At 39.2% G+C, this 25,128-nt stretch carries 24 protein-coding genes and 1 tRNA gene; 24 read left to right on the forward strand and 1 reads right to left on the reverse strand.

Annotation, left to right across the window (positions count from 1 at the left end):
* The first annotated feature begins 117 nt into the window (after nucleotides 1-117).
* From veg to M2M59_RS00325, 20 genes are all read left to right on the forward strand, one after another.
* Nucleotides 118-384, forward strand: coding sequence for a biofilm formation stimulator Veg (gene veg, locus M2M59_RS00230; RefSeq protein ID WP_066791286.1), 267 nt, complete (start codon nucleotides 118-120; stop codon nucleotides 382-384).
* A 133-nt stretch (nucleotides 385-517) separates the two neighbouring features.
* A complete protein-coding gene (locus tag M2M59_RS00235) occupies nucleotides 518-697 on the forward strand; it encodes a small, acid-soluble spore protein, alpha/beta type (protein WP_066791287.1) in 180 nt (59 codons plus the stop codon).
* Nucleotides 698-888: 191 nt separating this feature from the next.
* Nucleotides 889-1,755 (forward strand): 4-(cytidine 5'-diphospho)-2-C-methyl-D-erythritol kinase, encoded by an 867-nt coding sequence (gene ispE / locus M2M59_RS00240; protein WP_147198253.1) that lies wholly within the window; start codon nucleotides 889-891, stop codon nucleotides 1,753-1,755.
* A gap of 57 nt (nucleotides 1,756-1,812) precedes the next feature.
* Nucleotides 1,813-2,646 (forward strand): pur operon repressor, encoded by an 834-nt coding sequence (purR, locus tag M2M59_RS00245; RefSeq protein ID WP_066791290.1) that lies wholly within the window; start codon nucleotides 1,813-1,815, stop codon nucleotides 2,644-2,646.
* Entirely contained in the window at nucleotides 2,643-3,014 is a 372-nt protein-coding gene (locus M2M59_RS00250) for a RidA family protein (RefSeq protein WP_147198258.1), read from the forward strand. Before purR ends, M2M59_RS00250 begins: the two co-directional genes overlap by 4 nt.
* Before the next feature lie 159 nt (nucleotides 3,015-3,173).
* Nucleotides 3,174-3,464: a septation regulator SpoVG gene (spoVG, locus tag M2M59_RS00255; RefSeq protein WP_249775135.1), complete on the forward strand. Its 291-nt coding sequence runs from the start codon at nucleotides 3,174-3,176 to the stop codon at nucleotides 3,462-3,464.
* Between the two features lie 301 nt (nucleotides 3,465-3,765).
* The gene (gene glmU, locus M2M59_RS00260; protein WP_249775136.1) at nucleotides 3,766-5,130 is read left to right on the forward strand and encodes a bifunctional UDP-N-acetylglucosamine diphosphorylase/glucosamine-1-phosphate N-acetyltransferase GlmU; all 1,365 of its coding nucleotides are present in this window, start codon (nucleotides 3,766-3,768) and stop codon (nucleotides 5,128-5,130) included.
* A 24-nt stretch (nucleotides 5,131-5,154) separates the two neighbouring features.
* Complete coding sequence (locus tag M2M59_RS00265) at nucleotides 5,155-6,114, forward strand: ribose-phosphate diphosphokinase (RefSeq protein WP_066791297.1); 960 nt, start codon at nucleotides 5,155-5,157, stop codon at nucleotides 6,112-6,114.
* A gap of 130 nt (nucleotides 6,115-6,244) precedes the next feature.
* Entirely contained in the window at nucleotides 6,245-6,859 is a 615-nt protein-coding gene (locus M2M59_RS00270; RefSeq protein WP_147198264.1) for a 50S ribosomal protein L25/general stress protein Ctc, read from the forward strand.
* Between the two features lie 306 nt (nucleotides 6,860-7,165).
* Nucleotides 7,166-7,723, forward strand: coding sequence for an aminoacyl-tRNA hydrolase (gene pth / locus M2M59_RS00275; protein ID WP_150285669.1), 558 nt, complete (start codon nucleotides 7,166-7,168; stop codon nucleotides 7,721-7,723).
* 58 nt (nucleotides 7,724-7,781) lie between these two features.
* A complete protein-coding gene (locus M2M59_RS00280) occupies nucleotides 7,782-8,009 on the forward strand; it encodes an anti-sigma-F factor Fin family protein (protein ID WP_066791303.1) in 228 nt (75 codons plus the stop codon).
* Nucleotides 8,010-8,087: 78 nt separating this feature from the next.
* Nucleotides 8,088-11,609, forward strand: a complete 3,522-nt coding sequence (gene mfd / locus M2M59_RS00285; RefSeq protein WP_249775137.1) for a transcription-repair coupling factor — start codon at nucleotides 8,088-8,090, stop codon at nucleotides 11,607-11,609.
* A 91-nt stretch (nucleotides 11,610-11,700) separates the two neighbouring features.
* Nucleotides 11,701-12,237: a stage V sporulation protein T gene (gene spoVT / locus M2M59_RS00290; RefSeq protein ID WP_066791307.1), complete on the forward strand. Its 537-nt coding sequence runs from the start codon at nucleotides 11,701-11,703 to the stop codon at nucleotides 12,235-12,237.
* A 120-nt stretch (nucleotides 12,238-12,357) separates the two neighbouring features.
* Entirely contained in the window at nucleotides 12,358-14,010 is a 1,653-nt protein-coding gene (locus tag M2M59_RS00295; protein ID WP_249775138.1) for a putative polysaccharide biosynthesis protein, read from the forward strand.
* Between the two features lie 102 nt (nucleotides 14,011-14,112).
* Nucleotides 14,113-15,582, forward strand: coding sequence for a bifunctional methyltransferase/pyrophosphohydrolase YabN (gene mazG / locus M2M59_RS00300; RefSeq protein ID WP_249775139.1), 1,470 nt, complete (start codon nucleotides 14,113-14,115; stop codon nucleotides 15,580-15,582).
* Nucleotides 15,583-15,584: 2 nt separating this feature from the next.
* Complete coding sequence (locus M2M59_RS00305) at nucleotides 15,585-15,875, forward strand: RNA-binding S4 domain-containing protein (protein WP_066791312.1); 291 nt, start codon at nucleotides 15,585-15,587, stop codon at nucleotides 15,873-15,875.
* Between the two features lie 280 nt (nucleotides 15,876-16,155).
* Nucleotides 16,156-16,455: a YabP/YqfC family sporulation protein gene (locus M2M59_RS00310; protein WP_066792039.1), complete on the forward strand. Its 300-nt coding sequence runs from the start codon at nucleotides 16,156-16,158 to the stop codon at nucleotides 16,453-16,455.
* On the forward strand, nucleotides 16,452-16,910 hold the full coding sequence (gene yabQ, locus M2M59_RS00315) for a spore cortex biosynthesis protein YabQ (protein ID WP_066791313.1): 459 nt from the start codon (nucleotides 16,452-16,454) through the stop codon (nucleotides 16,908-16,910). The genes M2M59_RS00310 and yabQ overlap by 4 nt, the downstream gene beginning before the upstream one ends.
* Nucleotides 16,911-17,039: 129 nt before the next feature.
* Nucleotides 17,040-17,456 carry an FtsB family cell division protein gene (locus tag M2M59_RS00320; protein WP_249775140.1) on the forward strand — a complete coding sequence of 139 codons (417 nt, stop codon included), beginning with the start codon at nucleotides 17,040-17,042 and terminating at the stop codon, nucleotides 17,454-17,456.
* Nucleotides 17,457-17,567: 111 nt separating this feature from the next.
* A complete protein-coding gene (locus M2M59_RS00325) occupies nucleotides 17,568-18,008 on the forward strand; it encodes a S1 domain-containing RNA-binding protein (RefSeq protein ID WP_066791315.1) in 441 nt (146 codons plus the stop codon).
* 222 nt (nucleotides 18,009-18,230) lie between these two features.
* Here the strand turns inward: M2M59_RS00325 and M2M59_RS00330 are convergent.
* Nucleotides 18,231-18,304, reverse strand: a tRNA-Met gene (locus tag M2M59_RS00330).
* A gap of 189 nt (nucleotides 18,305-18,493) precedes the next feature.
* On the opposite strand from M2M59_RS00330, the gene M2M59_RS00335 reads away from it, so the two are divergent.
* The 4 genes from M2M59_RS00335 to ftsH all read left to right on the forward strand — a co-directional run bounded on the left by M2M59_RS00335 (nucleotide 18,494) and on the right by ftsH (nucleotide 25,081).
* Nucleotides 18,494-20,893 (forward strand): SpoIIE family protein phosphatase, encoded by a 2,400-nt coding sequence (locus M2M59_RS00335; RefSeq protein ID WP_249775141.1) that lies wholly within the window; start codon nucleotides 18,494-18,496, stop codon nucleotides 20,891-20,893.
* A 15-nt stretch (nucleotides 20,894-20,908) separates the two neighbouring features.
* A complete protein-coding gene (gene tilS / locus M2M59_RS00340) occupies nucleotides 20,909-22,324 on the forward strand; it encodes a tRNA lysidine(34) synthetase TilS (RefSeq protein WP_249775142.1) in 1,416 nt (471 codons plus the stop codon).
* Nucleotides 22,325-22,408: 84 nt separating this feature from the next.
* Entirely contained in the window at nucleotides 22,409-22,951 is a 543-nt protein-coding gene (hpt, locus tag M2M59_RS00345; protein WP_066791321.1) for a hypoxanthine phosphoribosyltransferase, read from the forward strand.
* A 129-nt stretch (nucleotides 22,952-23,080) separates the two neighbouring features.
* Nucleotides 23,081-25,081: an ATP-dependent zinc metalloprotease FtsH gene (gene ftsH, locus M2M59_RS00350; protein ID WP_147198278.1), complete on the forward strand. Its 2,001-nt coding sequence runs from the start codon at nucleotides 23,081-23,083 to the stop codon at nucleotides 25,079-25,081.
* The last annotated feature ends 47 nt before the right edge of the window (nucleotides 25,082-25,128 follow it).

The raw sequence follows: 25,128 nt of genomic DNA on the forward strand, positions 1-25,128 counted from the left end.
ATATTTTTTTATAAAAAATTTATTGACAACGTTTTAACAGATTGATAAAATATAAATTTTATGTTGACAATATTTCAGGCATTTTGTATAATGGTTATTAGTGAGGTGTAAGCGAAAATGCCAAAAACTTTAGCCGACATTAAAAAGTCGTTAGATTGTCATTTGGGTAGACGTTTGCAATTAAAAGCAAACGGTGGTCGCAAGAAAACGATTGAGCGCGCTGGAATATTACGTGAAACATATCGCGCAGTATTTGTAGTTGATCTTGATCAAGACGATAACGCGATTGAGCGTGTGTCTTACAGCTACACAGATATTTTAACAGAAGCAGTAGAAATAACATTTGATGATGAGGTTGCAACAGGTGTTGCTGCAGCTAAATAAGCAAACAGAACTATAAACCAAAGCATTTTGTACAGCACTCTAGAAACACTCTGGCATACAGAGAATGTTTTTAGAGTGTTTTTTATATTGTTGGTTATACTAAAAGCCCAGGCGTTAAAGGGAGGAATTTCGTATGGCGAGAAAGTCAATTATGTCCGAACAGTTGAAAATAGAAATCGCAAAAGAATTAGGCTTTTACGATACGGTTCAACGTGAAGGATGGGGCGGAATCAAAGCGCGAGATGCCGGAAATATGGTGAAGAGGGCTATTGAAATGGCGAAAGAGTCTTTAGCAGACGGCCAAAAGCAGTAAATATTTTCACGTATATTAACAAATAGACGCACTGGAAAAGGCAGTTCTTCCTAAATGATAGGAAGGCTGCTTTTTGTTTTATCCCACGTATCAAGCGAATGGCTCATCAAACATAACCTGTGGTAAAATAGTGTGAAGTAGACAAAGAACGGAGATTGCTTCTTCTTTTATATTTGAAAGGAGGCGGAGGTATGCTTTATGTAAAAGCACCTGCCAAAATAAATTTAACGCTGGATGTACTATACAAAAGGAAAGACGGCTACCATGAGGTTGAAATGATTATGACGACTGTGGACTTAGCAGATCGCGTCGGTTTATCAAAACGGAGTGATGGGCAAATCCATATACATTCAAGTAGCACCTTTGTGCCGGATGACCAACGAAATTTGGCATATCAAGCGGCCAAGCTATTACAAGATACATACGGAGTCAAAGATGGTGTCTCCATTTCTATTGATAAGCAGATTCCAGTAGCTGCTGGTCTAGCAGGAGGAAGCAGTGATGCTGCTGCAACATTAAAAGGGTTGAATACTCTTTGGAATTTAGGGTTAACCATTGATCAATTGGCAGAATTAGGAGCAGAAATTGGATCAGATGTTTCTTTCTGTGTATACGGTGGAACCGCTATAGCCACAGGCAGAGGCGAAAAAATCAAGCATATCGCAACTCCACCTGCATGTTGGGTAATACTGGCAAAGCCTGCGATTGGCGTTTCAACAGCAGCAGTGTATGGCGGTCTAGATATGAATAAGGTCGAACATCCAGACACACAACAAATGGTACAAGCTATTGAAGACAAAGATTATTCTCGATTATGCAACAGCGTTGGTAATGTTTTGGAGAGCGTAACATTAGAACTTTATCCCGAGGTATCCATTATTAAAGAGCAAATGAATAGATTTGGGGCAGATGCCGTATTAATGAGTGGCAGTGGGCCAACAGTTTTTGGCTTAGTTCAAAATAAAGCACGGGTGAGTCGCATCGTTAATGGCCTGAGAGGCTTTTGCGATGAAGTATATGCAGTGCGTTTAATTGGTGAAAGAGATGCACTTGCTTAAAGACGCATAATTGTGGTATTTTTTGATTAAAACATTCGGGTAAAAGGAGAGGGTGCTATGAAATGGAAGCGCAGTGAGCGTCTTGTTGATATGACACATTATTTATTGGAGCATCCACAAAAGCTAATCCCCCTTACTTTTTTTTCAGAGTTATATCAATCTGCTAAATCCTCCATTAGTGAGGATTTGACGATTGTAAAAGATACATTTGAAGAAAGAGGAATTGGGGTTTTAGTGACAGTTCCCGGAGCAGCAGGCGGGGTCAAATATATACCCAAGGTGTCTGAGAAAGTAGTCAAAGAGGTAATTGACGAATTAATAAGTGAGTTAGGCCATTCCGACCGTCTATTACCAGGCGGCTATTTATTTATGACGGATTTACTTGGCAATCCCGAATTAATGAATAGAGTAGGGAAAGTATTTGCATCAGCTTTTTGTAGCCAGGAAATAGATGTCATTATGACAGTTGCGACTAAGGGAATTTCGATAGCTCATGCCATTGCAAGACACTTAAACGTACCGGTCGTAGTCGTGCGCAGAGATAACAAAGTAACCGAAGGCTCAACTGTCAGCATTAACTATGTTTCAGGCTCATCACGCCGCATTGAAACGATGGTTTTATCAAAACGTAGTATGAAAAGCGGTCAAAGAGTGCTTGTTACAGACGACTTCATGAAAGTCGGCGGCACGATGAATGGCATGAAAAACCTGATTGAAGAGTTTGATTGCACACTAGCAGGAATGGCTGTACTAGTAGAGGCCGCACATACAGATGAACGTTTAGTCGACAATTATTACTCTTTAGTAAAGTTAAAAGAAGTAAATGAAAAAGACCGTACGATCAAATTAGAAGAAGGCAACTATTTTTCGAAAGGCGGATATGACAGATGAAAGTAATCTCAACAAAAAATGCTCCAGCAGCAATTGGACCATATGTCCAAGGAATGGTAGTCAACAATACTTTTTACAGTTCAGGCCAAATTCCGTTAACAGCGGAAGGGGAATTTGTTGGCGGAGATATTACGGAGCAAACAAATCAAGTATTCGAAAACGTCAAAGCCGTTTTGGCTGAAGCAGGTTCTTCACTAAACCAAGTGATTAAAACGACAGTCTTTTTAACTGATATGGAAGACTTTGCAGTAATGAATGAAATCTATGCCGAATATTTTGGCGCACATAAACCAGCTCGCACAACAGTGGAAGTATCAAAACTGCCAAAAGATGCAAAAGTTGAAATCGAAGTAATTGCTTTAGTATAAAACAAAAGGCCATGATTTTGTGGCCTTTTTATTTTGTTTAAAATAATATTTTAAATTTTATAAAAATTTTTTATAATAAAGAAGGGATTAGCTCTCTGCTTATAGAATTAGGATGTTAATAGATTCTATCTAACAACTAAGATGAGAGGTGGTGAGAAAATGGAAGTAACTGATGTAAGACTTCGCCGTGTAGAGACTGATGGCCGCATGCGCGCCATTGCTTCCATCACACTGGACAACGAATTCGTTGTGCATGATATACGTGTGATTGATGGGAATGCTGGATTATTTGTAGCGATGCCTAGCAAAAGAACGCCAGACGGAGAATTCCGAGATATTGCCCATCCAATCAATTCTGGCACACGATCTAAGATTCAAGAATCTGTATTGCATGCTTATGCCAATAGCCACGAAGATGAACTTTTGGTGCTAGAGGAAGAGAAAGTTTAATAGCGAAAGAAGCCAAGGGCCAATTCTTATTGAATAGGCTCTTTTTTATGTTGAAATTTCCTTTTATGTAAGGATTATTAATCTAACCTGCATATATAGTCTATTACCACATATTTCTCTTAATAAAACCTCCCATAATAGAATTAAAAGAGTTATGATAAAGAGGAAGAACTTTTTAGAAAAAGAATTATATAATAAATGGTTTCTTAATGATTTGTCAAGTCGTAATGTCTTGAAAATATGTTAAGTTTGCTTTATAGTCAAAAGAGAAAAAATCTGTTTGACTGGAGGACTTGTAAGTATGACCAATATTTATGCCGTAATCTTGGCTGCTGGCCAAGGCACACGTATGAAGTCCAATTTATATAAAGTTCTTCATCCTGTTTGCGGAAAACCAATGGTAGAGCATGTGGTAGATAACATTCAACAATTGGATGCCAGCCGTATCGTTACAGTGGTAGGACACGGTGCAGAAAAAGTGCAAGAACAATTAAATGATCGTAGTGAATATGTTCTGCAAAAAGAGCAGCTTGGCACTGCGCATGCTGTTCAACAAACAGAATCTTTGCTTCAAGATTTAGATGGCACAACGCTGGTGATTTGTGGTGATACACCACTTATACGTCCAGAAACAATGAAAGCTCTCTATGAACATCATGAAGCAAATAAAGCAAAAGCGACAATTTTGACAGCTATAGCTGAAGACCCTACAGGTTATGGACGTATTTTACGTAGCAGCGATGGCAAGGTTGCACAGATTGTTGAGCAAAAAGACGCAACAAAAGAACAACAAGAAGTGACGGAAATCAATACAGGCACATACTGTTTTGATAATAAAGCGCTTTTTGAAGCTTTGAAAGAAGTAAAAAATGACAATGCACAAGGCGAATATTATTTGCCAGATGTCATTGAAATCTTACAAAGTCGCGGAGAAATTGTAGAAGCTTACGTGACTAAAGAATTTTCGGAAACACTAGGTGTTAATGATCGAGTAGCATTAGCACAAGCTGAAAGAATTATGCAATCTCGCATTAATAAGAAACATATGCAAAATGGTGTAACAATCATTAATCCAGACAATACTTATATTAGTGCTGAAGCTGTAATAGGCCGTGATACGGTGATTCAACCAGGAACGATGATTGAAGGCCCTTCTACTATTGGCGAAAATTGTCTTATTGGGTTGAATAGCCAAATCCGAAATAGCCAAATAGGCAACCGTACAAAGATTGATCATTCTGTCATAGAAGACAGTCGGATTGATGATGATGTAGCAGTTGGCCCTTATGCACACATTCGTCCTGCAACGCACATTATGGATCGCGCTAAAGTCGGCAACTTTGTCGAATTGAAAAAGACAACGCTTGGCGAAGGAAGCAAGGCATCGCATCTTACATATCTAGGCGATTCCACAATCGGCGCAGATGTAAATATTGGATGCGGTACTATTACAGTCAACTATGATGGCAAAAATAAATACGAGACTATTATTGAAGATAACGCATTTGTTGGCTGCAACGCCAATTTAATCGCACCGGTTACTATCGGCAAGAATGCATTTGTTGCTGCAGGTTCAACCATTACGAAAAATGTACCAGAAAACGCCCTTGCTATAGGACGTACAAGACAAGAGAACAAAGAAAACTATGTTAACAAATTAAAATAATTAAAACATTAACAGGAGGCCAACATGCCGTATCAATATGCTAACTCAAATTTAAAAATCTTTTCATTAAATTCAAATGAACCACTTGCTGCTGCAATCGCAAAAGAAGTAGGTGTAGAGTTAGGGAAATGTTCAGTCAAACACTTTAGCGATGGAGAAATCCAAATCAATATTGAGGAAAGCATTCGTGGGAACGATGTGTTTATCGTTCAATCTACTTCAGCGCCAGTAAACGAAAACTTAATGGAATTGTTGATTATGATTGATGCGTTGAAACGTGCTTCTGCTCGCACAGTTAACGTCGTAATGCCTTATTACGGATATGCACGCCAAGACCGTAAAGCGCGTTCACGTGAACCTATTACGGCAAAATTAGTGGCTAATCTATTAGAAACAGCAGGCGCAACACGCGTACTTGTTCTTGATTTGCACGCACCACAAATCCAAGGCTTCTTTGATATTTTAATTGACCACTTAATGGGTGTTCCTCTATTAGCGGATTACTTCAAGAAAAAAGGCTTTAATCCTGAAGACGTAGTTGTTGTTTCACCAGATCACGGTGGAGTAACACGAGCTCGTAAAATGGCAGAGCGTTTAAAAACGCCAATTGCCATTATCGATAAACGCCGTCCAAAGCCAAATGTAGCAGAAGTGATGAACATTGTAGGGAATGTAGAAGGAAAAATCTGCATTTTAATCGACGACATTATTGATACAGCAGGCACAATTACAATTGGTGCGGAAGCACTTGTCAAAAGCGGCGCTAAAGAAGTGTATGCATGTTGTACGCATCCTGTTCTTTCAGGTCCTGCAATTGACCGCATCGAAAATTCAGTAATCAAAGAATTAGTTGTAACCAATTCAATTCAGTTGCCAGAAGAAAAGAAAATTCCAAAAATCAAAGAATTATCTGTTGCGACATTGTTGGCAGATGCAATCGTACGCATTTATGAGAATAAATCTGTAAGTAAATTATTTGATTAATGTTTCGTAGTCTTTCCATCCACATCCTATAGCTTAGGATGTGGATTTTTGTATTTAATGGGTTTCGTTTATTTTTTGTAAGGGTATATACATAAAGCATTAGTTATTTTGAGGAAGGGGACGAAAATCTATGAGCACTGTCATTCAAGCGAATTCACGTGAAACCGGACATCACTCCAATCTTACAAATCTTAGAAAAGAAGGGTATGTCCCAGGCGTAGTTTATGGCTTCCAAGTAGAATCAACACCCATTGCCGTTAGTGCAAGAGAACTCGAAAAAACATTAAGAGAAGACGGACGCAACGCCGTCATTACATTAGAAGTAGAAGACAAAAATGTTCAAGCCGTTCTAAATGATATCCAAAAGGATAATTTAAAGGGCGATTATCTCCATATCGACTTTTTAGCTGTCAACATGTCTGATGCATTAGAAGTAGCTGTTCCGATTACGGTCGTTGGAGAATCCACAGGCGTTAAAGAAGGCGGTGTCTTGCAACAGCCAAATCGTGAGCTGACATTAAATGTGAAGCCTTCTGATATACCTGAGAGCATCGAAGTAGATATTTCAGGGTTAGCCATTGGCGATACAATTACCATTAATGATATTCGGGATCAAGTCGAATTTGAGATTGTCGATGATGATGAATTAACACTTGTGACAATTTCAGCACCAGTTTCAGCGGCTGAGCTAGAAACAGACACAGAAACAGAAGAACCTGTTGCAGATAATGGAGCAGATGAATAATATATACTATTAACCTTGTGCTTTCTTAATTGAAGGCGCAAGGTTTTTTGAATTTAGGGATCAGAGAATATTTAATATATTTTCGTTGCCATATATGAAATAGTAATGATTTATTTTTGCTATTCATAGTATGCAACAAAAAAACTGCTTTCTAGATTCTTGCTTATTGTACTTTTAAACTTGGTAAGGTATTTATATATGCTAATATAACCTGTTTCTGTTATATTGGATTAAAGTGAATGAACCGCATCAAATAATGTTTATGTGATAAAATAACTGGGATTAGTAGTAAAGGAAGATGCAAAAATGAAACTTGTGATTGGCCTAGGTAACCCAGGCAAAGAATATGAACATACGCTCCATAACGTTGGTTTTGATACGATTGATTTATTAGCGGAAAAATGGGGTATATCATTAAATCAACAAAAATTTAATGCAATTTATGGAACTGCACATCTTCCAGAAGGAAAAGTAATGGTGATGAAGCCACTTACTTACATGAACCTTTCTGGTGAAGCGGTGCGTCCTTTAATGGATTATTTTGATATTGAGCTGGAAGACATTGTGGTCATCTATGATGATTTAGATTTAGAAAAGGGAAAATTGCGTTTGCGTCAAAAGGGTAGCGCAGGTGGCCATAACGGCATAAAGTCGTTAATCCAACACCTAGGCACACAAAATTTTAATCGTATTCGTATAGGAATTGATCGTCCACCTGTAGGAATGAAGGTAGTCAATTATGTTCTAAGCCACTATCAAAAAGAAGATTTGCCGACTATGGAAGATGCATTTAAAAATGCCGCAGAAGCTTGTGATTATTGGTTGACGAAGCCTTTTGTTGAAGTCATGAATAAGTTCAACTAATTCTTCAAGCATAAAAAACTGAAAGCTGTCTATACTTTTACTAAAGGGAGGCATGCTTATGGCTATTCGTTACAAATGTCGTCATTGCAGTACGGAGATTGGTGTATTGCCATTTGATTCTGATGATAGTATTCGCAAACTGCATCAACTCAATGAAAAAGATGCCCAAGAATTTATCCGTCATGAGCAAAATGGCGATACGACCGTAGATAGTATATGTGAACACTGTGAAGATTCGCTAAAGAAATTCCCGAATTATCATGCATTAAAAAATTGGTTACAGTGAAACGCTTTGGCGCTTTTTGCGTCCAAGGCCTTTTTCTGTATGTACTATAAATAAGTCCGAGAGAGAAGGGAGATTTGTATGGAAATTTTGCGTCATCTATTGACTAGCGATCCGCAAGTACAAAAATTATTAGATGAAATAAAGAAGGGACAGGGAGCAGAGCTGGTAACGGGTCTGTCGGGCAGCGCGCGTCCCGCATTTTTAGATACAATATTTTATACTCTGCAAAAGCCGCTTTACATAATTTCGCCAAACTTGTTGCAAGCGCAAAAAATGTATGATGATTTGGCTAAACTGATAGGAGAGGATATGGTCCATTACTATCCAGCTGACGAATTTATTGCCGCGGATATGGCCACATCCAGTCCAGAGCTCAGAGCAGCACGTATTGAAACGTTGGATCATATGATTCATCAACAAAAAGGAGTATATGTCATTCCTATAGCTGGTATGCGTAAAATAATGGCTCCGAAAGAAGTATGGACGAATTTAAATTTAACTGCCAAGCTTGGTGAAGAAATTGACGTAGAAGAATGGTTGAACCAATTAGTGACAATGGGGTATTCAAGAAGCCAAATGGTCACCTCTCCTGGTGAATTTGCACTGAGAGGTGGTATTTTAGATATTTATCCTCCTTATTCTGAAAATCCTGTTCGCATCGAGTTATTTGATACAGAAGTTGATTCGATTCGCACATTCTCAGCAGATGACCAACGTTCTATTAATAAACTAAAGGATATACATCTCTTACCTGCGACAGAATTTGTTGTGACAAAGAATCAAAGACAGCAATTCGCACAAAGGCTGGAAAGTGCATTAAGTGAGAGCTTAAAAAAAGTAAAGAAAAAAGAGATACAAGAACAATTATATCAAAATGTTCAAATGGATATAGAATTGCTTCAGCAAGGTGAGTTGCCGGAGTTTGCTAATCGTTACGGATCTCTGTTATATGAAAAACCTGCATTCTTGGGCGACTATTTTGCGAAAGATGGGCTTGTTGTATATGACGAGTACGGAAGAATCCAAGAAGTAATGGAAGCATGGGAAAAAGAAGAGAAAGAGTGGTTCATTTCCCTTATAGAAGAAGGAAAAATGGTGCATGCGGTAAAGCCATCTTATTCAATGAAAGAGGTCTCGGCTATGATTCAATTGCCAATACTTTACTTTTCATTGTTTGCCAGAAATTTTTCTGGCGTACGTTTCCGAGATATCACTAGCCTTTCTTGCAAGCCGATGCAGCATTTTCATGGACAAATGCCGCTGTTAAAAGGAGAAATTGAGCGTTGGCAGCGTGAAAAATTTACAGTACTGTTTATGGCGGAAGATGGAAGTCGTCTACCAACTATCCAGACCACTTTAGAAGATTACGATATTCATATACAAATTGGAACGCCTGAGGCAGAAGGCATTTTTGCAATTACGGGTAATCTTTCCGCAGGTTTTGAACTACCCATGCAACGTGTGGCAGTAGTGACAGAAGAAGAGCTGTTTAAACAAAAGCCTAAAAAGAAAAGAAACCGTGCTCAAAAAATGTCCAATGCAGAGCGGATTAAAAGTTATACAGAAATCAAGTCTGGCGATTATGTGGTCCATGTGCATCATGGGATCGGCAAATATGTAGGAATTGAAACGCTAGATGTGGGGGGCAAACATAAGGATTATCTCCATATCCGTTATCGTGCAGACGATAAATTGTATGTGCCTGTCGATCAAATTGATTTAATTCAAAAGTATATTGGTTCAGAAGATAAAGAAGTGAAACTCCATAAGCTTGGAGGTACAGAGTGGGGCAAAACGAAAACAAAAGTATCGAGAGCTGTCCAAGATATCGCTGATGATCTGATCAAGCTTTATGCTAAGCGTGAAGCAGAAAAAGGATTTGCCTTCTCTCCAGATGGAGATGAGCAACGAGCATTTGAAGAAGCATTCCAGTACGAGGAAACAGAGGATCAACTACGGACGATTCAAGAAGTGAAAATAGATATGGAAAAAGAAAGGCCAATGGACCGCTTAGTATGCGGAGATGTGGGTTATGGCAAAACAGAAGTAGCCATACGGGCTGCATTTAAAGCTGTACTAGACGGCAAGCAAGTAGCCTTTTTGGTCCCAACTACTATTTTGGCTCAGCAGCATTATGAAACGTTGCTAGAGAGATTCCAAGACTATCCTGTTACAATCGGCGTACTCAACCGTTTTCGTTCTCGTAAGCAACAAAATGAAACTATCAGCGGACTGCAAGCTGGTACGGTAGATATCGTAGTAGGCACACACCGCCTTTTATCAAAAGATGTCGTGTATAAGGATTTAGGTTTATTAGTTGTCGATGAAGAACAACGATTCGGTGTAACACATAAAGAGAAAATTAAAAAATTACAAACAAAAGTAGATGTATTAACATTAACAGCAACACCAATTCCGCGCACACTGCACATGTCGATGGTCGGAGTACGCGATTTATCTGTAATTGAGACACCACCAGCTGACCGCTTCCCTGTTCAAACGTATGTAATGGAACATAACGGTGCACTTGTGAGAGAAGCGATTGAACGTGAATTAGCACGTGATGGGCAAGTATTCTATCTGCACAACCGTGTAGAAGATATTGCGAAAAAGGTTGAAGAGATTCAAATGCTTGTGCCTGATGCAAGGGTCGGCTCTGCCCATGGCAGAATGACTGAAAGAGATCTAGAAAACGTCATTTTAAAATTCCTTGAAGGTGAGTACGATGTATTAGTCACGACCACCATCATTGAGACAGGTATTGATATTCCAAATGTTAACACACTGATTATTAATGACGCTGACCGTATGGGGCTGTCGCAGCTGTATCAATTAAGAGGGCGTGTCGGTAGGTCTAGCCGTGTGGCGTATGCCTATTTCATGTATCAACGCGATAAAGTCTTAACAGAAGTGGCAGAACAACGGCTACAGGCAGTAAAAGAATTTACAGAGCTTGGCTCCGGTTTTAAAATTGCGATGCGCGATTTATCTATCCGCGGAGCAGGTAACTTGCTTGGTGCACAACAGCATGGCTTTATTGATTCAGTTGGATTTGATTTGTATTCACAAATGTTAGAAGAAGCGATTACTGAGCGGCAAACAGGCGTGAAAAAGGAAGAAGAAAAGGATATCGAAATCATTATTCCATTTGATGCATATATTCCAGATACTTATATACCTGATGGCTATCAAAAAATCCAAATGTATAAACGCATAAAGAGTATGGATGAAGAAGAAGACTACTCTGAGATTATTGATGAGCTGCAAGACCGATTCGGAGATTTCCCAGTTGAAACGGAACGCTTGCTGCGTATTGGCCGTATGAAGGTATGGGCGAAACAAGCAGGAGTAGAATCAATCAAAACGAAAAATAAAATCATCACGATTGAAATCTCGGAAGAAGGCACTGCCAAGCTAGATGGAGGCAAAGTTGTAGCCGAATCAATGGTATTTGGTCGGGCAGTAGGCTTCCAATTGGAAGGACAAAAATTACTTTTAACGATAGATGAAAAGAAAGCAGAAGCAAAATCAACGTTTGACATATTAGAAGCTTTGCTGAAATTATTGCCAACAGCACTCCGTGAAAAGACGGAGGCATAGAACTAATAATTGTTATGTATAAATTTCCCTTTATAAGGCCAAACTACCGACAAGACTATTTATGAAATCTTGTCGAAAGTGAGGCATTCGAATGAAGGCAACAGGCATTGTACGACGGATCGATGATTTAGGGCGCGTAGTCATTCCAAAAGAAATAAGAAGGACTTTGCGTATCCGGGAGGGAGATCCTTTAGAAATTTTTACTGATCGTGAAGGCGAAATTATACTTAAAAAATATTCACCTATTAATGAACTAGGTGATTTTGCACTTTCTTATGTAGATACATTATTTGAAACATTAGGTACGAGTGCTTTGGTTAGCGATAGAGATCAGGTAATTGCTGCTGCAGGTGTTTCAAAAAAGGATTATTTGCATCGTGCCATTTCTCCTTTTGCAGAAGAACGTATTCTACAAAGGAATTTGATTGTAGAGAAGCATGAAAGTTCGATTGAAATTGTCCCTGGACAAATAGAACAGATCAAATCATATTGTATTGCACCGATTGTTGTAGCAGGAGATGCCATTGGCGCAGTTTATATTTTATCTAAAATGCACTTTATTGGTGATACGGAACAAAAGGTCGCAGAAACAGCGGCACACTTCCTAGCGAAGCAAATGGAAGGATAGAGAACGGTAACAGACTGCTTATATAAGCAGTCTGTTTTTTTGTAAGGCAATCCAGGTGTATCCCCTTACTCAATTTACACATATGCTATACTTTGGTAGTAAAAAGAGTTTGTTTTAGAAATGAGTGAGAAATATATGCCTGAAAAGTGGGGTATGAAGGTATATTTAAAGGGCGTGGCAATGCTAACGGTGGCCTCTCTTTTTGTGAAAGTACTGAGTATGGTGTACCGTATTCCTTTTCAAAACCTAGTAGGAGACCGAGGATTTTATATTTACCAGCAGGTCTATCCTTTTGCTGCTATATTTGTCACTTGGACTTCAAGCGGACTAGCTGTAGCTATTTCAAAAATACTGGCAGATGAAGATGCCAATAAACATACGAGTGAGCGCAATGCAATATTGCGATTTTTATTTAGTGTTTTAGCTGTGATATCTGCTCTTTTATTTATAGTACTATTTTTTGGCGCTCCTTTTTTTGCAAAGATGATGGGAGATCAAGAGCTAGCCGGATTAATAAAAGTAGCTTCATTTGTTGTATTTTGTATTCCATTTCTTTCAATATACAAAGGATTCTTTCAATCAATGGGGAACATGCAGCCGGTTGCCTATGCGCAAATGGTAGAGCAGGCTGTAAGAGTAGCAATCATTATTGTAGGTACTTGGCAAGTTGTTGCTATGACACATTCGCTATATGCAGCTGGCGAAGTGGCAATGGGGGGGACGGTAGCCGGTGAACTGGCAGGTGTTTTTCTGTTAGTTTGGTTTGGAAGGAAATACTTTTTTTCTCATGAAGGCTTAAAGAGTACTACTATCCAATCATTGAATAAATGGGCAATGACCAAAAAGCTTTTGCTTTTCAGCTTCAGTGTCAGCTTGAGCAGTTTGATGCTGCTGCTGTTTCAACTAGTTGATTCATTTACTATTTTCAGTGCGTTACAAAAAATGGGCTTACCTTCTTTACGGGCGATGGAAACTAAGGGGATTTATGATCGAAGTCAACCGCTCGTACAAGTAGGATTGGTGATTGCTTCCTCACTTTCACTCGCTATTGTGCCGTTGATTGCCCATAACCAAAAAAACAGGGAGCATGCTAAACGATATATCAAAATCACCTATCGTGCCTCTCTTTTATTTGGTGTAGCGGCTGCTGTCGGATTAATTCTAGTGATGCCAAATATAAATAAAACATTATTTGAAACAGCCGATTTATCGAATGTATTATCGATTTTTATCATTCAAATTATATGGCTTTCACTCATATTGACCATTACAGGGATACTACAAGGGTTAGGTAAATTAAAAATACCCTCGTTTATTTTATTGATGGGTATTTTGGTGAAATGTTTATGTAACTCTTTATTTGTACAAACATTCGGTATAGGAGGGGCGGCTATTGCAGGAAATATGGCCTTAATGATGTCAGCTATAGTGCTAGTTGCTTATTTAAAAAAGTTACAAACTATAAAACTGGCTCCATGGCGTTTCTACAAAGGCTTGACGGTGGCCACCCTTCTTATGGCGTTTGTCCTTGTGTTATTCTCTGTCTTTTTAGAACCTTATGCTAGAAATTTCTCTGATGGAAGAACGATGGCTTTATGTCTAACGATCATAAAATCATCGATTGGTGCTTTTATCTTTCTGACTTCGTTAGCAAAAATGCGTACACTAGCAGTGCGAGAATGGTTCCTATTGCCTCTAGGAAAATACATGGCCGCCTACCAACTCCGGTTGGGAAGAATGGGGAAAGATACAGAAGAAAAGGTTCGACAATGATTTGTTAGCCTGCTACCAACTCGATATAATGAAAAATGAATTCACATAACATGCAGTATTTACAAATAAGATAGAAGCGCAAGATTAAAGGAGAGAATGTGTATGCATCAACTGACTATAATAGGCTTAGGAGCGGGAGACTTTGAACAATTGCCAATGGGTGTCTATAAAGCACTCAAAGCAGCTAAAAAGGTGTATGTTCGAACAAATGATCACCCTGTACTAACAGAATTGGCTAAAGAGGGACTAACATTCGAAAGCTTTGATGCTGTGTATGAAAAACATGATGACTTTTTGCCTGTCTATCAAGAGATTGCTGATTCACTGCTTCAAGCAGCAGAGAAGGACGAGGTTATATATGCCGTGCCTGGCCATCCACTAGTTGCAGAAATGACAGTGCAGTTGCTGATCGAAGCAGAGAAAGAAGGAAAAGTAAGTCTCAAAATAGAAGGTGGTCAGAGCTTCTTGGATGCTGTGTTTGGCGCATTGCGAATCGATCCGATTGATGGCTTTGAATTAGTTGATGGCAGTACATTTTCAATACATGAGACCAATATGTACAAGCACCTACTGATTGCACAAGTGTATGACCAATTCAGTGCATCAGAGGTAAAGTTAACTTTAATGGAGAAATATCCGGCTGAATATCTAGTAACCATTGTGACAGCTGCTGGATCGAAGGATGAACAATTGCGCACTGTTCCATTATTTGAACTCGATCATGGTGTTGAAGTAAATAACTTAACAACTGTTTATGTGCCACCTATTAAACGGAGAGAAGACGGTTTAAGAGAGTGGTCTACATTCCGCGATATTATTGGGGTGCTTAGAAGTCCTGAAGGATGTCCATGGGACCGTGCACAAACACACGAGAGCCTTAAAAAGTATATGCTGGAGGAAGTGCATGAGTTCCTTCAAGCAGTCGATGAACAAGACGAAGACCATATGATTGAGGAGCTTGGCGATGTATTGTTACAGGTTTTCTTGCAAGCACAAATCGCAGAGGATGAAGGTTTCTGGAATCTAGAGGACGTTCTTCAGGGGGTTGCTTCTAAAATGATTCGCCGCCATCCGCATGTTTTTGGCGAAGTGAAAGTAGATAATGCGGAAGACGTAGTGAAGAACTGGGAAGAAATCAAAAAGGAAGAGCATCAGCCTACGAAAACAGAACCACTTTTAAAAGAAGGGTATCGTGCAACCTCTTCACTGCAAACTGCATATAACTATCAAAAAATTGCCGCTAAGGTAGGCTTTGAATGGCCAGACGTTGAGGGAGCATGGGCAAAGGCAAAAGAAGAGTGGGAAGAATTCCAAGAGGAAATCAAAGACGGTACAGATGAAACAAGGCTCGATGAGTTCGGCGATGTGCTTTCTACGCTTGTCAATTTAGCACGCGTCTATAAGATCCCAGCAGAAGAAGCGATGATCCATGCAAACGCAAAATTTGCAAAAAGGTTTGGTTATGTAGAGCAAAAGGTAATGGCTGGACGAAAGGATTTTAAAAAGTACACACTTGAGGAATTAGATGAATTTTGGGAAGAAGCAAAACAATTACAAAGTAAGGAGTCATAGATATGAGATTAGATAAATTTTTGAAAAACTCTCGGCTGATCAAACGCCGTACATTAGCAAAAGAAGTAGCAGATCAAGGACGTATTACTATCAATGGAAAAGTGGTAAAAGCAAGCAGCCCCGTAAAAGTGGGCGATGAATTAGCGATTCGTTTCGGCCAAAAAATCGTGACTGTTCGCGTGGAGGAACTAAAAGATATCGTCCGCAAAGAAGAGGCTGCAAATATGTTTACCATTTTGAAAGAAGAAAAAGTAGAGAAAATTGAGCCAGAATTTATTGATGACGAAGAGTAGCAACTAACAAAAAATCAAAATAGAGTCGAAGTGGAAATAACGTGGACTGCTGAGGAATAGCACGATGCTTGTCCTTAGAAAGTTTAATGTTTCCACTTCTTTTCAAAAATAAATCAGTAAACAACTCCCCATTTTATAACTCTCTCATTTTCTTTGCCCCATATTCCTTTTCTACCGACAATAGGTATTTACTTTAACCGTAGAGAATTTTCACTTTCTCCTCATATTCCACTTTCTCCTAACATATAGATTAGTAGACAGGCTAAGGAGGGGAAAAATGATGACATTCCAACAAGAAAACGCGACTTATACTATTCCAACAGGAGACCACTTGCTAACGGTTCGAAATCGCAAGCGAATGGATGTGACATCTGTAAAATCAATTGAACGCTTTGACCAAGAGGAGTTTTTAGTACTCACCTCTCAAGGACATTTGCAAATTCGAGGAGAAGATTTAAGAATTGTCCATTTGGATGTAGATAAAGGACTTCTGACTTTAGAAGGGTCTGTGAAGACACTGCAATATGATGAAGAGGATAGCGGCATATCAAAAGGCATTTTGCATAAATTATTTGGATGACCGTTTCACAACAGTTCCTTAGTATAGCAGCACTCATAGCTAGTGGCGTTATAGGGGCCGCAATTATTGATTTGGTACGATCTTTCAGCTTTTATGCCGCGCCCAAATCGCTCTTGCGAAAAGGCTATATCCTATTTGAATTAACAGCATGGATTCTTTTAGGGATTGGAACATTCCTACTATTAATGGTTGTTCGAGATGGAGAGTGGCATTTTGTAGATTTTCTTTCACAATTGCTGGGCTTTTGCCTGTACCAATTATTTCTGCAAAGCTTAGTTCGATTCTGTGGAAGACTGTTTGTCAGACTTGTCATCCATCCGATTTGGTTTATTATTCGCCTCATTATAGGCATAGTCCGACAAATCATTAGGATAATTGTTAAAATTGTTATGATTATTCTATTTCCGTTACGATTTGTTGTCGAAAAAATTAAAAATTTTACTCTTAAAAAATAGGGTAAAATTAGATATAATGGCATTAATGCTAAATGAAAGGGTATAGTTCCTTGCTTGAAGGAATTATACCCTCTTATGGGGAAGTTAGAAATCACCAAGTAAAGGAGGTTAGGGTTACCACCCGCTTATATGCAAAAACCATCGAAGCAAATGTACAAAAAAACTACACAAATGCCAACAGACTATGCAAGAGCAGAGATGCAAAAAAACAGTAAACATCAAAAACGCAAGATTGGTTTATATCGTCGTCTTGGGGTTATGACACTTCTATTTGTTCTTATGGCTGGTTCCCTTTTCTTTATGTTGGCAAAACAAAAGCACACTCTCGCAGTGAAAGAACAACACAAAACAGAGCTACAGAAGACGCTTGCAAAGCAAAAAGAGAAGCAGGAAGATCTAAAAATTCAAATTGCTAAATTGAATGATGATGATTACATCGCAAAACTTGCAAGGAAGGATTTATTCTTATCGGAAGACGGAGAAATTATTTTTTCAACACCTAAATCGTCTGAAAAGGATAAGAAAAAAACAGATTCAAAAGAGTAGTCTTATTGACACTCTTTTTTTGTTGGCTATAATAAAGATAAGAATCAAAGAACACATATTTGAATATAAGACTAATAAGTCGCTTACATTTTAAGGAGGAGCATTTTTTTTATGTCAATTGAAGTAGGCAGCAAGGTACAAGGTAAAGTAACAGGAATCACAAATTTCGGAGCATTCGTAGAGCTGCCAAATGGCTCAACAGGTCTTGTTCATATTAGTGAGGTTGCTGACAACTATGTTAAAGACATTAATGACCATTTGAAAGTTGGAGAAATGGTCGAAGTAAAAGTAATGAATGTAGAAGCAGACGGTAAGATTGGTCTATCCATTCGCAAGGCAAAACCTCAACCTGAGCGACCAGAACGACCAGAACGTCCTCATCGCCCACGTAACAACAACCACCGTTCAAATGACCGTGGTGAACATCGCCAACCTAAGGAAAACTTTGAGCAAAAAATGGCTCGCTTCCTTAAAGACAGTGAAGATCGTCTTTCAACTTTGAAGCGTGCACAAGATTCAAAACGTGGTGGCCGAGGTGCAAGAAGAGGGTAACTTGCTGGCTATTTTAATCGTAGAAAAAGTGTATTAATCAATTTACTAATAAACGAATGTGTAGCTTCACTCAGTAGGGAGACCTTCTACTGATGTTGGTGTCTTACTGTCCGTTCTTACGGCCGCCCTGAGATATTCATCCAGAGGCGGCCGCTTTTTATCTATAATTCTTTCGAAATACAAAAAAGAAGCCTTCCAATTGGAAGGCTTCTTTTTTTATGATGGCGGCCGAGGGGATCGAACCCCCGACCTTACGGGTATGAACCGTACGCTCTAGCCAGCTGAGCTAGGCCGCCGTGTTAGCAACATAATACATAATACAAGAATTGTTTTCACTATGTCAAGCGCTTTTTGTTTTATTTTTATAAACTATGTGATTTGCCGTCGAACGATTTTTTAAATATTGAACACAAACAGACAAAATTTACAGTCATATCCATGTATACTGGCAGAAATATATATAAGAATATTGGAGGTATGTCACGATGAGAAAAGAATTTATCCAATCAAATAAACTATCCATACCTAAAGTTTCGATCGGCCTGAAGCAGGCTTATCCGGTGCTTTTTGGGTTAGCGCTTTGCTTTTCTGCTTTTTTCTTATCCAAAGCAGTCCTATTTGAGGCGATTGTTCCCTTTTTCTTGCCTATTATGGCTGTTGTATATGCCAATCATCGAGATTACTTTATGTGGGCCCTTTTCGGAGGAATGCTTGGTAGTGTGACATTGGGCATTGGCGAGTCATTGATTCACATAGGTGAACTAACCATCTTTGTACTATTACTAAAGACGTTCATACGCAAAGTGCCAATTGCTTTCGTTGTAGGGATTTCCGTCTTGCTTATGCAAGTGACTTGGCAAATGATTTCTTATCACGGTGAGCCACCTTCCATGATTTTATTATATGTGGGATATGAGAGTATATTATCAATCTTTATGACTTTATTTTTAATGCAGTGTTTATTACCGATGCCTGCACTATGGAATGCTTCCTGGACATTGGAGCGGATTGGTGCTGCGCTGGTAGCCCTCGCTATAATGCTGACATCTACAAATAATATTGTGTTGAATATCCTGTCACCTACTTACATTGCCCTGCAACTAGTCATACTAGGAGCTGCCTATGTAGGGGGTGTGACATTATCAACCGCAATCGCTGTATTAATGGGTACGATTATCAGCTTGTCTCATTTATCCTTTAGTGGAATGATTGCAGTGTATGCATTGACTGGGCTTTGTGCAGGAATATGTAAGAAGGTGGGGAAATTCGGCATCATCATAGGCAGTGGTATTGCGACGGCATTTTTTATGCTCTACGATGCAACATTGCCGATTGACCAAACATATTGGATTGCGCTGGGTATCGCTGCATTATTGTTTTTAACTATACCAAAAAGCTGGCTCTTATATTGGCAGCAACAATTATATCCGAATCATGAGGATACCCTGTTAGAAAGACAGCGTTGGCTTACAGAAAAGGTAACTATGAAACTGACCAATTTTAATGACTTTGTGACATTTATGAAAGAACTTGTGAATGATCGTTTTAGCATAGTGGAGCAACAAGAAGAAGAAATAGAGGCAAGACCGCTGTCCCCATGTGAAACATGCTATCAATTTGAACGGTGCTGGGGGAAAAAAGAGGAAATGCGCTCGATAATGGAGCAGTGGCTCAAGGCAGATACCATTAATGATCACGGAGCAAAGAAGCAATCAGAAGATAAATTGCGCTACAAATGTGTACGCTCCCCATCCCTATTGAATGCTTTAGCAGAATACGTATCAAAGCAGCAGTTAAGCGGACAATTTCATCATGGAAAGAAGATGATTGCCTTACAATTAAGAGATATGTCGCTGCATATTGACCATGTAATGAAAGATATGACGAATGACGCTGTCTCTTTCCAACAGCATGAAGATTTGCTAGTGTCTCGCTTTAAAGAAATAGGAATTGATTTCTTCCAAATTGATATCTTGGCAAATGAACCGGGTAATAGGAAAGTAGTTTGCTGTATCCCTTTCAAAAAGGCTCAATGGGAAACAGACCAAATGGTAGCTGAAAGACTTATTTTACCTGCCTTACAGGATGTTTTTAAGGAGCCATTTGAAATTAACCAAACGATTAAAAAGACCAAACCCTATGCGCATTTGCAAATCACTTTTCAATCAGCTATTCGTTTTGATCTTTCGTATGATGTCTTATCTACATCTAGAGACAATACGATGTACTCTGGTGACTCACACGCAGTATTCTCGCTAAATCCGGGTCTTACAGCGATTATGCTGTCAGATGGAATGGGGCATAACAAGCAATCCCATAAAGAAAGCAGGAAGCTCATTCGCTTAATGCGGGAATGCTTGCATCATCAAATGTCTCCTGAAACGGCTATGCATACACTTCACTATGTAATGTCACTTAAACAGGAAGAAATGTATGCCACAATGGACTTTGCTTTAATTGACTTGCAGCATGGCAAGTTGTGGTCTTGGAAAGCAGGCAGCATGGCAACTTACTTGGTAAGGGGGAGAGAGGTAACACGACTTGAAAGTGCCAGCGAACCATTTGGCATCTATACATCCTACTCAGTAGAAGCAGAGCAAAGGACACTTAAAGCAGGGGATATTATCTTTATGTGTACAGACGGACTTTTCTTTGAAGATATGCCATGGGAAAAACAAGAAAAAATGCTTCGCAATTGTCTTCTGCAACATAGAAGCTTGCCAATTAATGAAATATGTCCAGAAATTATGAGATCATTCCGCAATAATGACAAACCAGTCGATGATTGTACAATTGTTTGCGTTGAGATTCAGCATAAAACAGTTGATTGGTCATTATTTAAGCCAACTTTCCAAGAAACTTCACACAAAAGAGTGGTAAACTAACAGTGAGGTGAGAAAATGGCGCCGTTCGAAACGAAAGTAAAAGAGTATATTCAGCAATATGGGTTATGTCATAAGGAAGATCGATTGCTTGTAGCTTGTTCTGCTGGGGCAGATTCAATGGCTTTACTGCATTTTCTCTATCAAGAAAAAGAGAGACTGGGTGTTTCCGTTGCAGCTGTCCATGTCAACCATATGTTGAGAGGAAGCGAATCGGAAGAAGACCGCCGATTTGTAGAAAGCTTCTGCCAGGATAAAGGGATACCGGTCTATGCTGCCGATATCCCAATTCCCGCTATACTAGAAAAAGAAAGTGGCAATATGCAAGCGGTGTGCAGAAGAGAACGCTATGCCTACTTTAAAGAAGTCATGCAGGAAACAGAAAGCACAAAGCTTGTTGTAGCCCATCATGCAGATGATCAAATAGAAAGTGTCATTATGGCACTAACCAGAGGTTTATTAGAAGGCGGCATGCAAGGAATTAAACGGTGTCGCCCTTTTGCAAACGGCGAATTGATTCGTCCGTTTCTTTCTGTGACAAGAGAAGAAATAGTAGATTATCTACAAAGAAATCATCAAGGCTACAGGGAGGATTCAAGCAACAAGAAGGATTCTTATACACGCAATCGCATCAGGCACCATGTTGTACCACTCCTAAGAGCCGAAAATGAAAACATTGCAGAAGCTATTATGCATTACACAGAAAAAGTGCAAGAGGATGAACAATTGTTACAAAGCTATGCAGAACAAGCATTACAAGAGCTATTAGTTGAAAAACAGCGTGATTTGTGGAAAATTAATATCAAAGCATTCCATAATCAACCCCTTGCTTTACAAAGAAGAATCATTCTACTACTATTAAAATATCTTTACGAAAATCCAAACATTGAACAAAGCTACACACTTAGCAATGCTATTTTAAAACTGACACAATCAACAGATGGAAATGCAACAATTAATTTACCAAAAGGAGCCCTAGCAATACGGGAGTACGACCAGCTGTCGCTTGTAAAAGCACATAAGGAGACACCTGCATTAATTGCTAGAACATTGCCATTTGGCCAATGGATTGATTTGCCGAATGATTTGCGTATGTATATAGGGAAAGCAGACCATGCTGTTCCTACGAACACCACATCCTTCGCAAAATGCTACTTTGTAAATACTTCAGATTTTGCACTACCATTACATATTCGTGGCAGAATGGATGGCGACCGTATCGATTTGCTAGGAACAAATATAAAAAAACGAGTATCTCGCCTTTTTATAGATGAAAAGATTCCTGCGGCGTTAAGGGAGAATTGGCCAATTATCACATCTGACGATAATTTGGTGCTTGCAGTTCCTGGTCTCCGCATGAGCAACTATCTTTCTACTAGCAAGCGGGCAGAAGATGATGCCCTATTCATCATCGACAAGAGAGTTCTTTCATAGAACCTAAAGGGAAATGAAGAATACTCTCGCCGGTTGAAATTTTCGCTTTACCATGTTGATTTACTACCAAGGAGGAAACACAAGATGCTTGAGAAAGACATTGAAAACGTATTAATTTCAGAGGAAGAGCTACAGCACAAAATTAAAGAACTTGGCGAATCGTTAGCTGCTGAGTACCAAGATGATTTTCCATTAATGATCTGCGTATTAAAGGGTGCTATGCCGTTTATGGCAGATTTAATCAAACGAATGGATTCTTATGTTGAACTAGATTTCATGGATGTTACAAGCTACGGAAACGCAACTGTTTCTTCTGGTGAAGTAAAGATTGTGAAAGACTTAAATACAAGTGTGGAAGGCCGCGACATCATCATAGTAGAAGATATTATTGATAGTGGATTAACTTTAAGTTATTTGGTTGATTTGTTTAAGTACCGCAAAGCAAAATCAATAAAAATCGTAACATTATTGGATAAACCATCTGGACGCAAGGTAGATTTAAAAGCGGATTATGTTGGTTTTGAAGTGCCGGATGCATTTGTAGTCGGCTATGGTTTAGACTATGCAGAAAAGTATCGTAATCTTCCATATATTGGTGTATTGAAGCCTGCTGTATATTCAAACTAAGACGTTTTCTCGCTGTAAACAAATTTTCCGGGAAACGTGCTAGATAAAAGGCTTTTCATTGTACTAACCAAAAGTTCATATGTTAAGATTTACTATAGTTTTTCTGTTTATCTTGTGAGGAGGCTGGGGATGAATCGAATATTTCGATACACCATATTTTATTTATTAATTTTCCTCGTGATCATTGGGATTTTTGGTACGTTTAATAATGCGAACCAACCTACAAAGGAAATACAGTATCACGAGTTCATTACAGCATTAGAGAACGGCAAGGTAACTGAGGCTACTATACAACCGGATCAGTTAGTTTATGTCGTCAAAGGGAAAATCGAGGGGTATAAAAAAGGCGAATCATTCGTAACAAATATCCCGCGTGATGACCAAGAGTTAATGAATGAAATTCGTAAAGAAGCTAAAACGAGTTCTAAAATTAACTTCTTAGGCGCACCAGAATCAAATGGATGGATACAGTTCTTTACCGGAATCATTCCATTTGTAGTCATCTTTATTCTGTTCTTCTTTTTGTTGAACCAAGCTCAAGGCGGCGGCAATCGCATGATGAGCTTTGGTAAAAGTAAAGCAAAACTTTATGATGACCAGAAGAAAAAAGTTCGCTTTACCGATGTAGCGGGTGCGGACGAAGAAAAACAAGAATTAGTAGAGGTTGTAGATTTCCTTAAAGACCATACTAAATTTGCTGAAATTGGCGCACGTATACCTAAAGGGATCTTATTAGTGGGCCCTCCTGGTACCGGTAAAACATTATTAGCTCGAGCTGTAGCAGGGGAAGCAGGCGTACCATTCTTCTCAATCAGTGGTTCTGATTTCGTCGAAATGTTCGTCGGTGTTGGTGCTTCTCGAGTACGTGATTTATTTGAAAACGCTAAGAAAAATGCTCCATGTATTATCTTTATTGATGAAATCGACGCAGTTGGTCGTCAACGTGGTGCTGGATTAGGCGGCGGTCATGATGAACGCGAACAAACGCTTAACCAATTGCTTGTTGAAATGGATGGCTTTGGCGCAAATGAAGGTATTATCATTATCGCCGCTACAAACCGCCCAGACATTTTAGACCCTGCCCTCTTACGTCCGGGTCGTTTTGACAGACAGATCACTGTCGGTCGTCCAGACGTCAAAGGCCGTGAAGCTGTACTTAAAGTACACGCTCGTAAAAAACCTTTAGATGAGTCAGTTGACTTGAAAGCTATCGCACAGCGTACACCAGGTTTCTCGGGCGCTGATTTAGAAAACTTATTGAACGAAGCTGCATTAGTGGCTGCACGTGAAAATAAGAAAAAAATTGATATGGGCGATATTGATGAAGCAACAGACCGCGTTATTGCTGGTGTTGCGAAAACAAGCCGTGTCATTTCTGAGAAAGAGCGCAATATTGTTGCATTCCATGAGGCCGGCCACGTTGTTGTTGGTTTAACATTGGATGAAGCAGAAAAAGTCCACAAAGTTACAATCGTGCCACGCGGTCAAGCAGGCGGATATGCAGTAATGCTACCAAAAGAAGACCGTTATTTCATGACAAAACCAGAGTTACTTGATAAAGTTGCCGGTTTACTTGGTGGACGTGTAGCAGAGGATATCGTCTTTGGCGAAGTATCTACCGGCGCACATAATGACTTCCAACGTGTAACAAGCATTGTACGGTCTATGGTTACTGAATATGGTATGAGCGATAAACTTGGCCAATTGCAATTTGGTTCAAGCCAGGGAGGCAACGTCTTCTTAGGTCGTGATATTAATTCTGAACAAAACTACTCAGATAAGATTGCATATGAAATTGACCAAGAGATGCAATTTATGGTTAAAGAACAATATGAACGAACAAAACAAATCTTAACAGAACGCCGTGACCTTCTAAATCTGATTGCTACTACTTTACTTGAAGTAGAAACGTTGGACGCTGAACAAATTGAGCACTTAGAAAAATACGGTAAGCTTCCTGAACGTTCATATGAAAGAAAAACACATCACGAAGCTGTTGTGGAAAGCAAAGAATCAACGGATGCTGATATCGTAACAGAAACAAAAGTGAATCCTTCAGGCAGTGGAGACCCTACTGTTTCTGATCTTCCAAAAAACGATAATCATACAAGCCGCAACGATAATATCTAGACAGTAAGCCATACTGTAAAGTAAAAAGCTGATCCCTTGCTAGAAGG

The organism is Rummeliibacillus sp. G93, assembly GCF_023515935.1.
GTDB lineage: Bacteria > Bacillota > Bacilli > Bacillales_A > Planococcaceae > Rummeliibacillus > Rummeliibacillus stabekisii.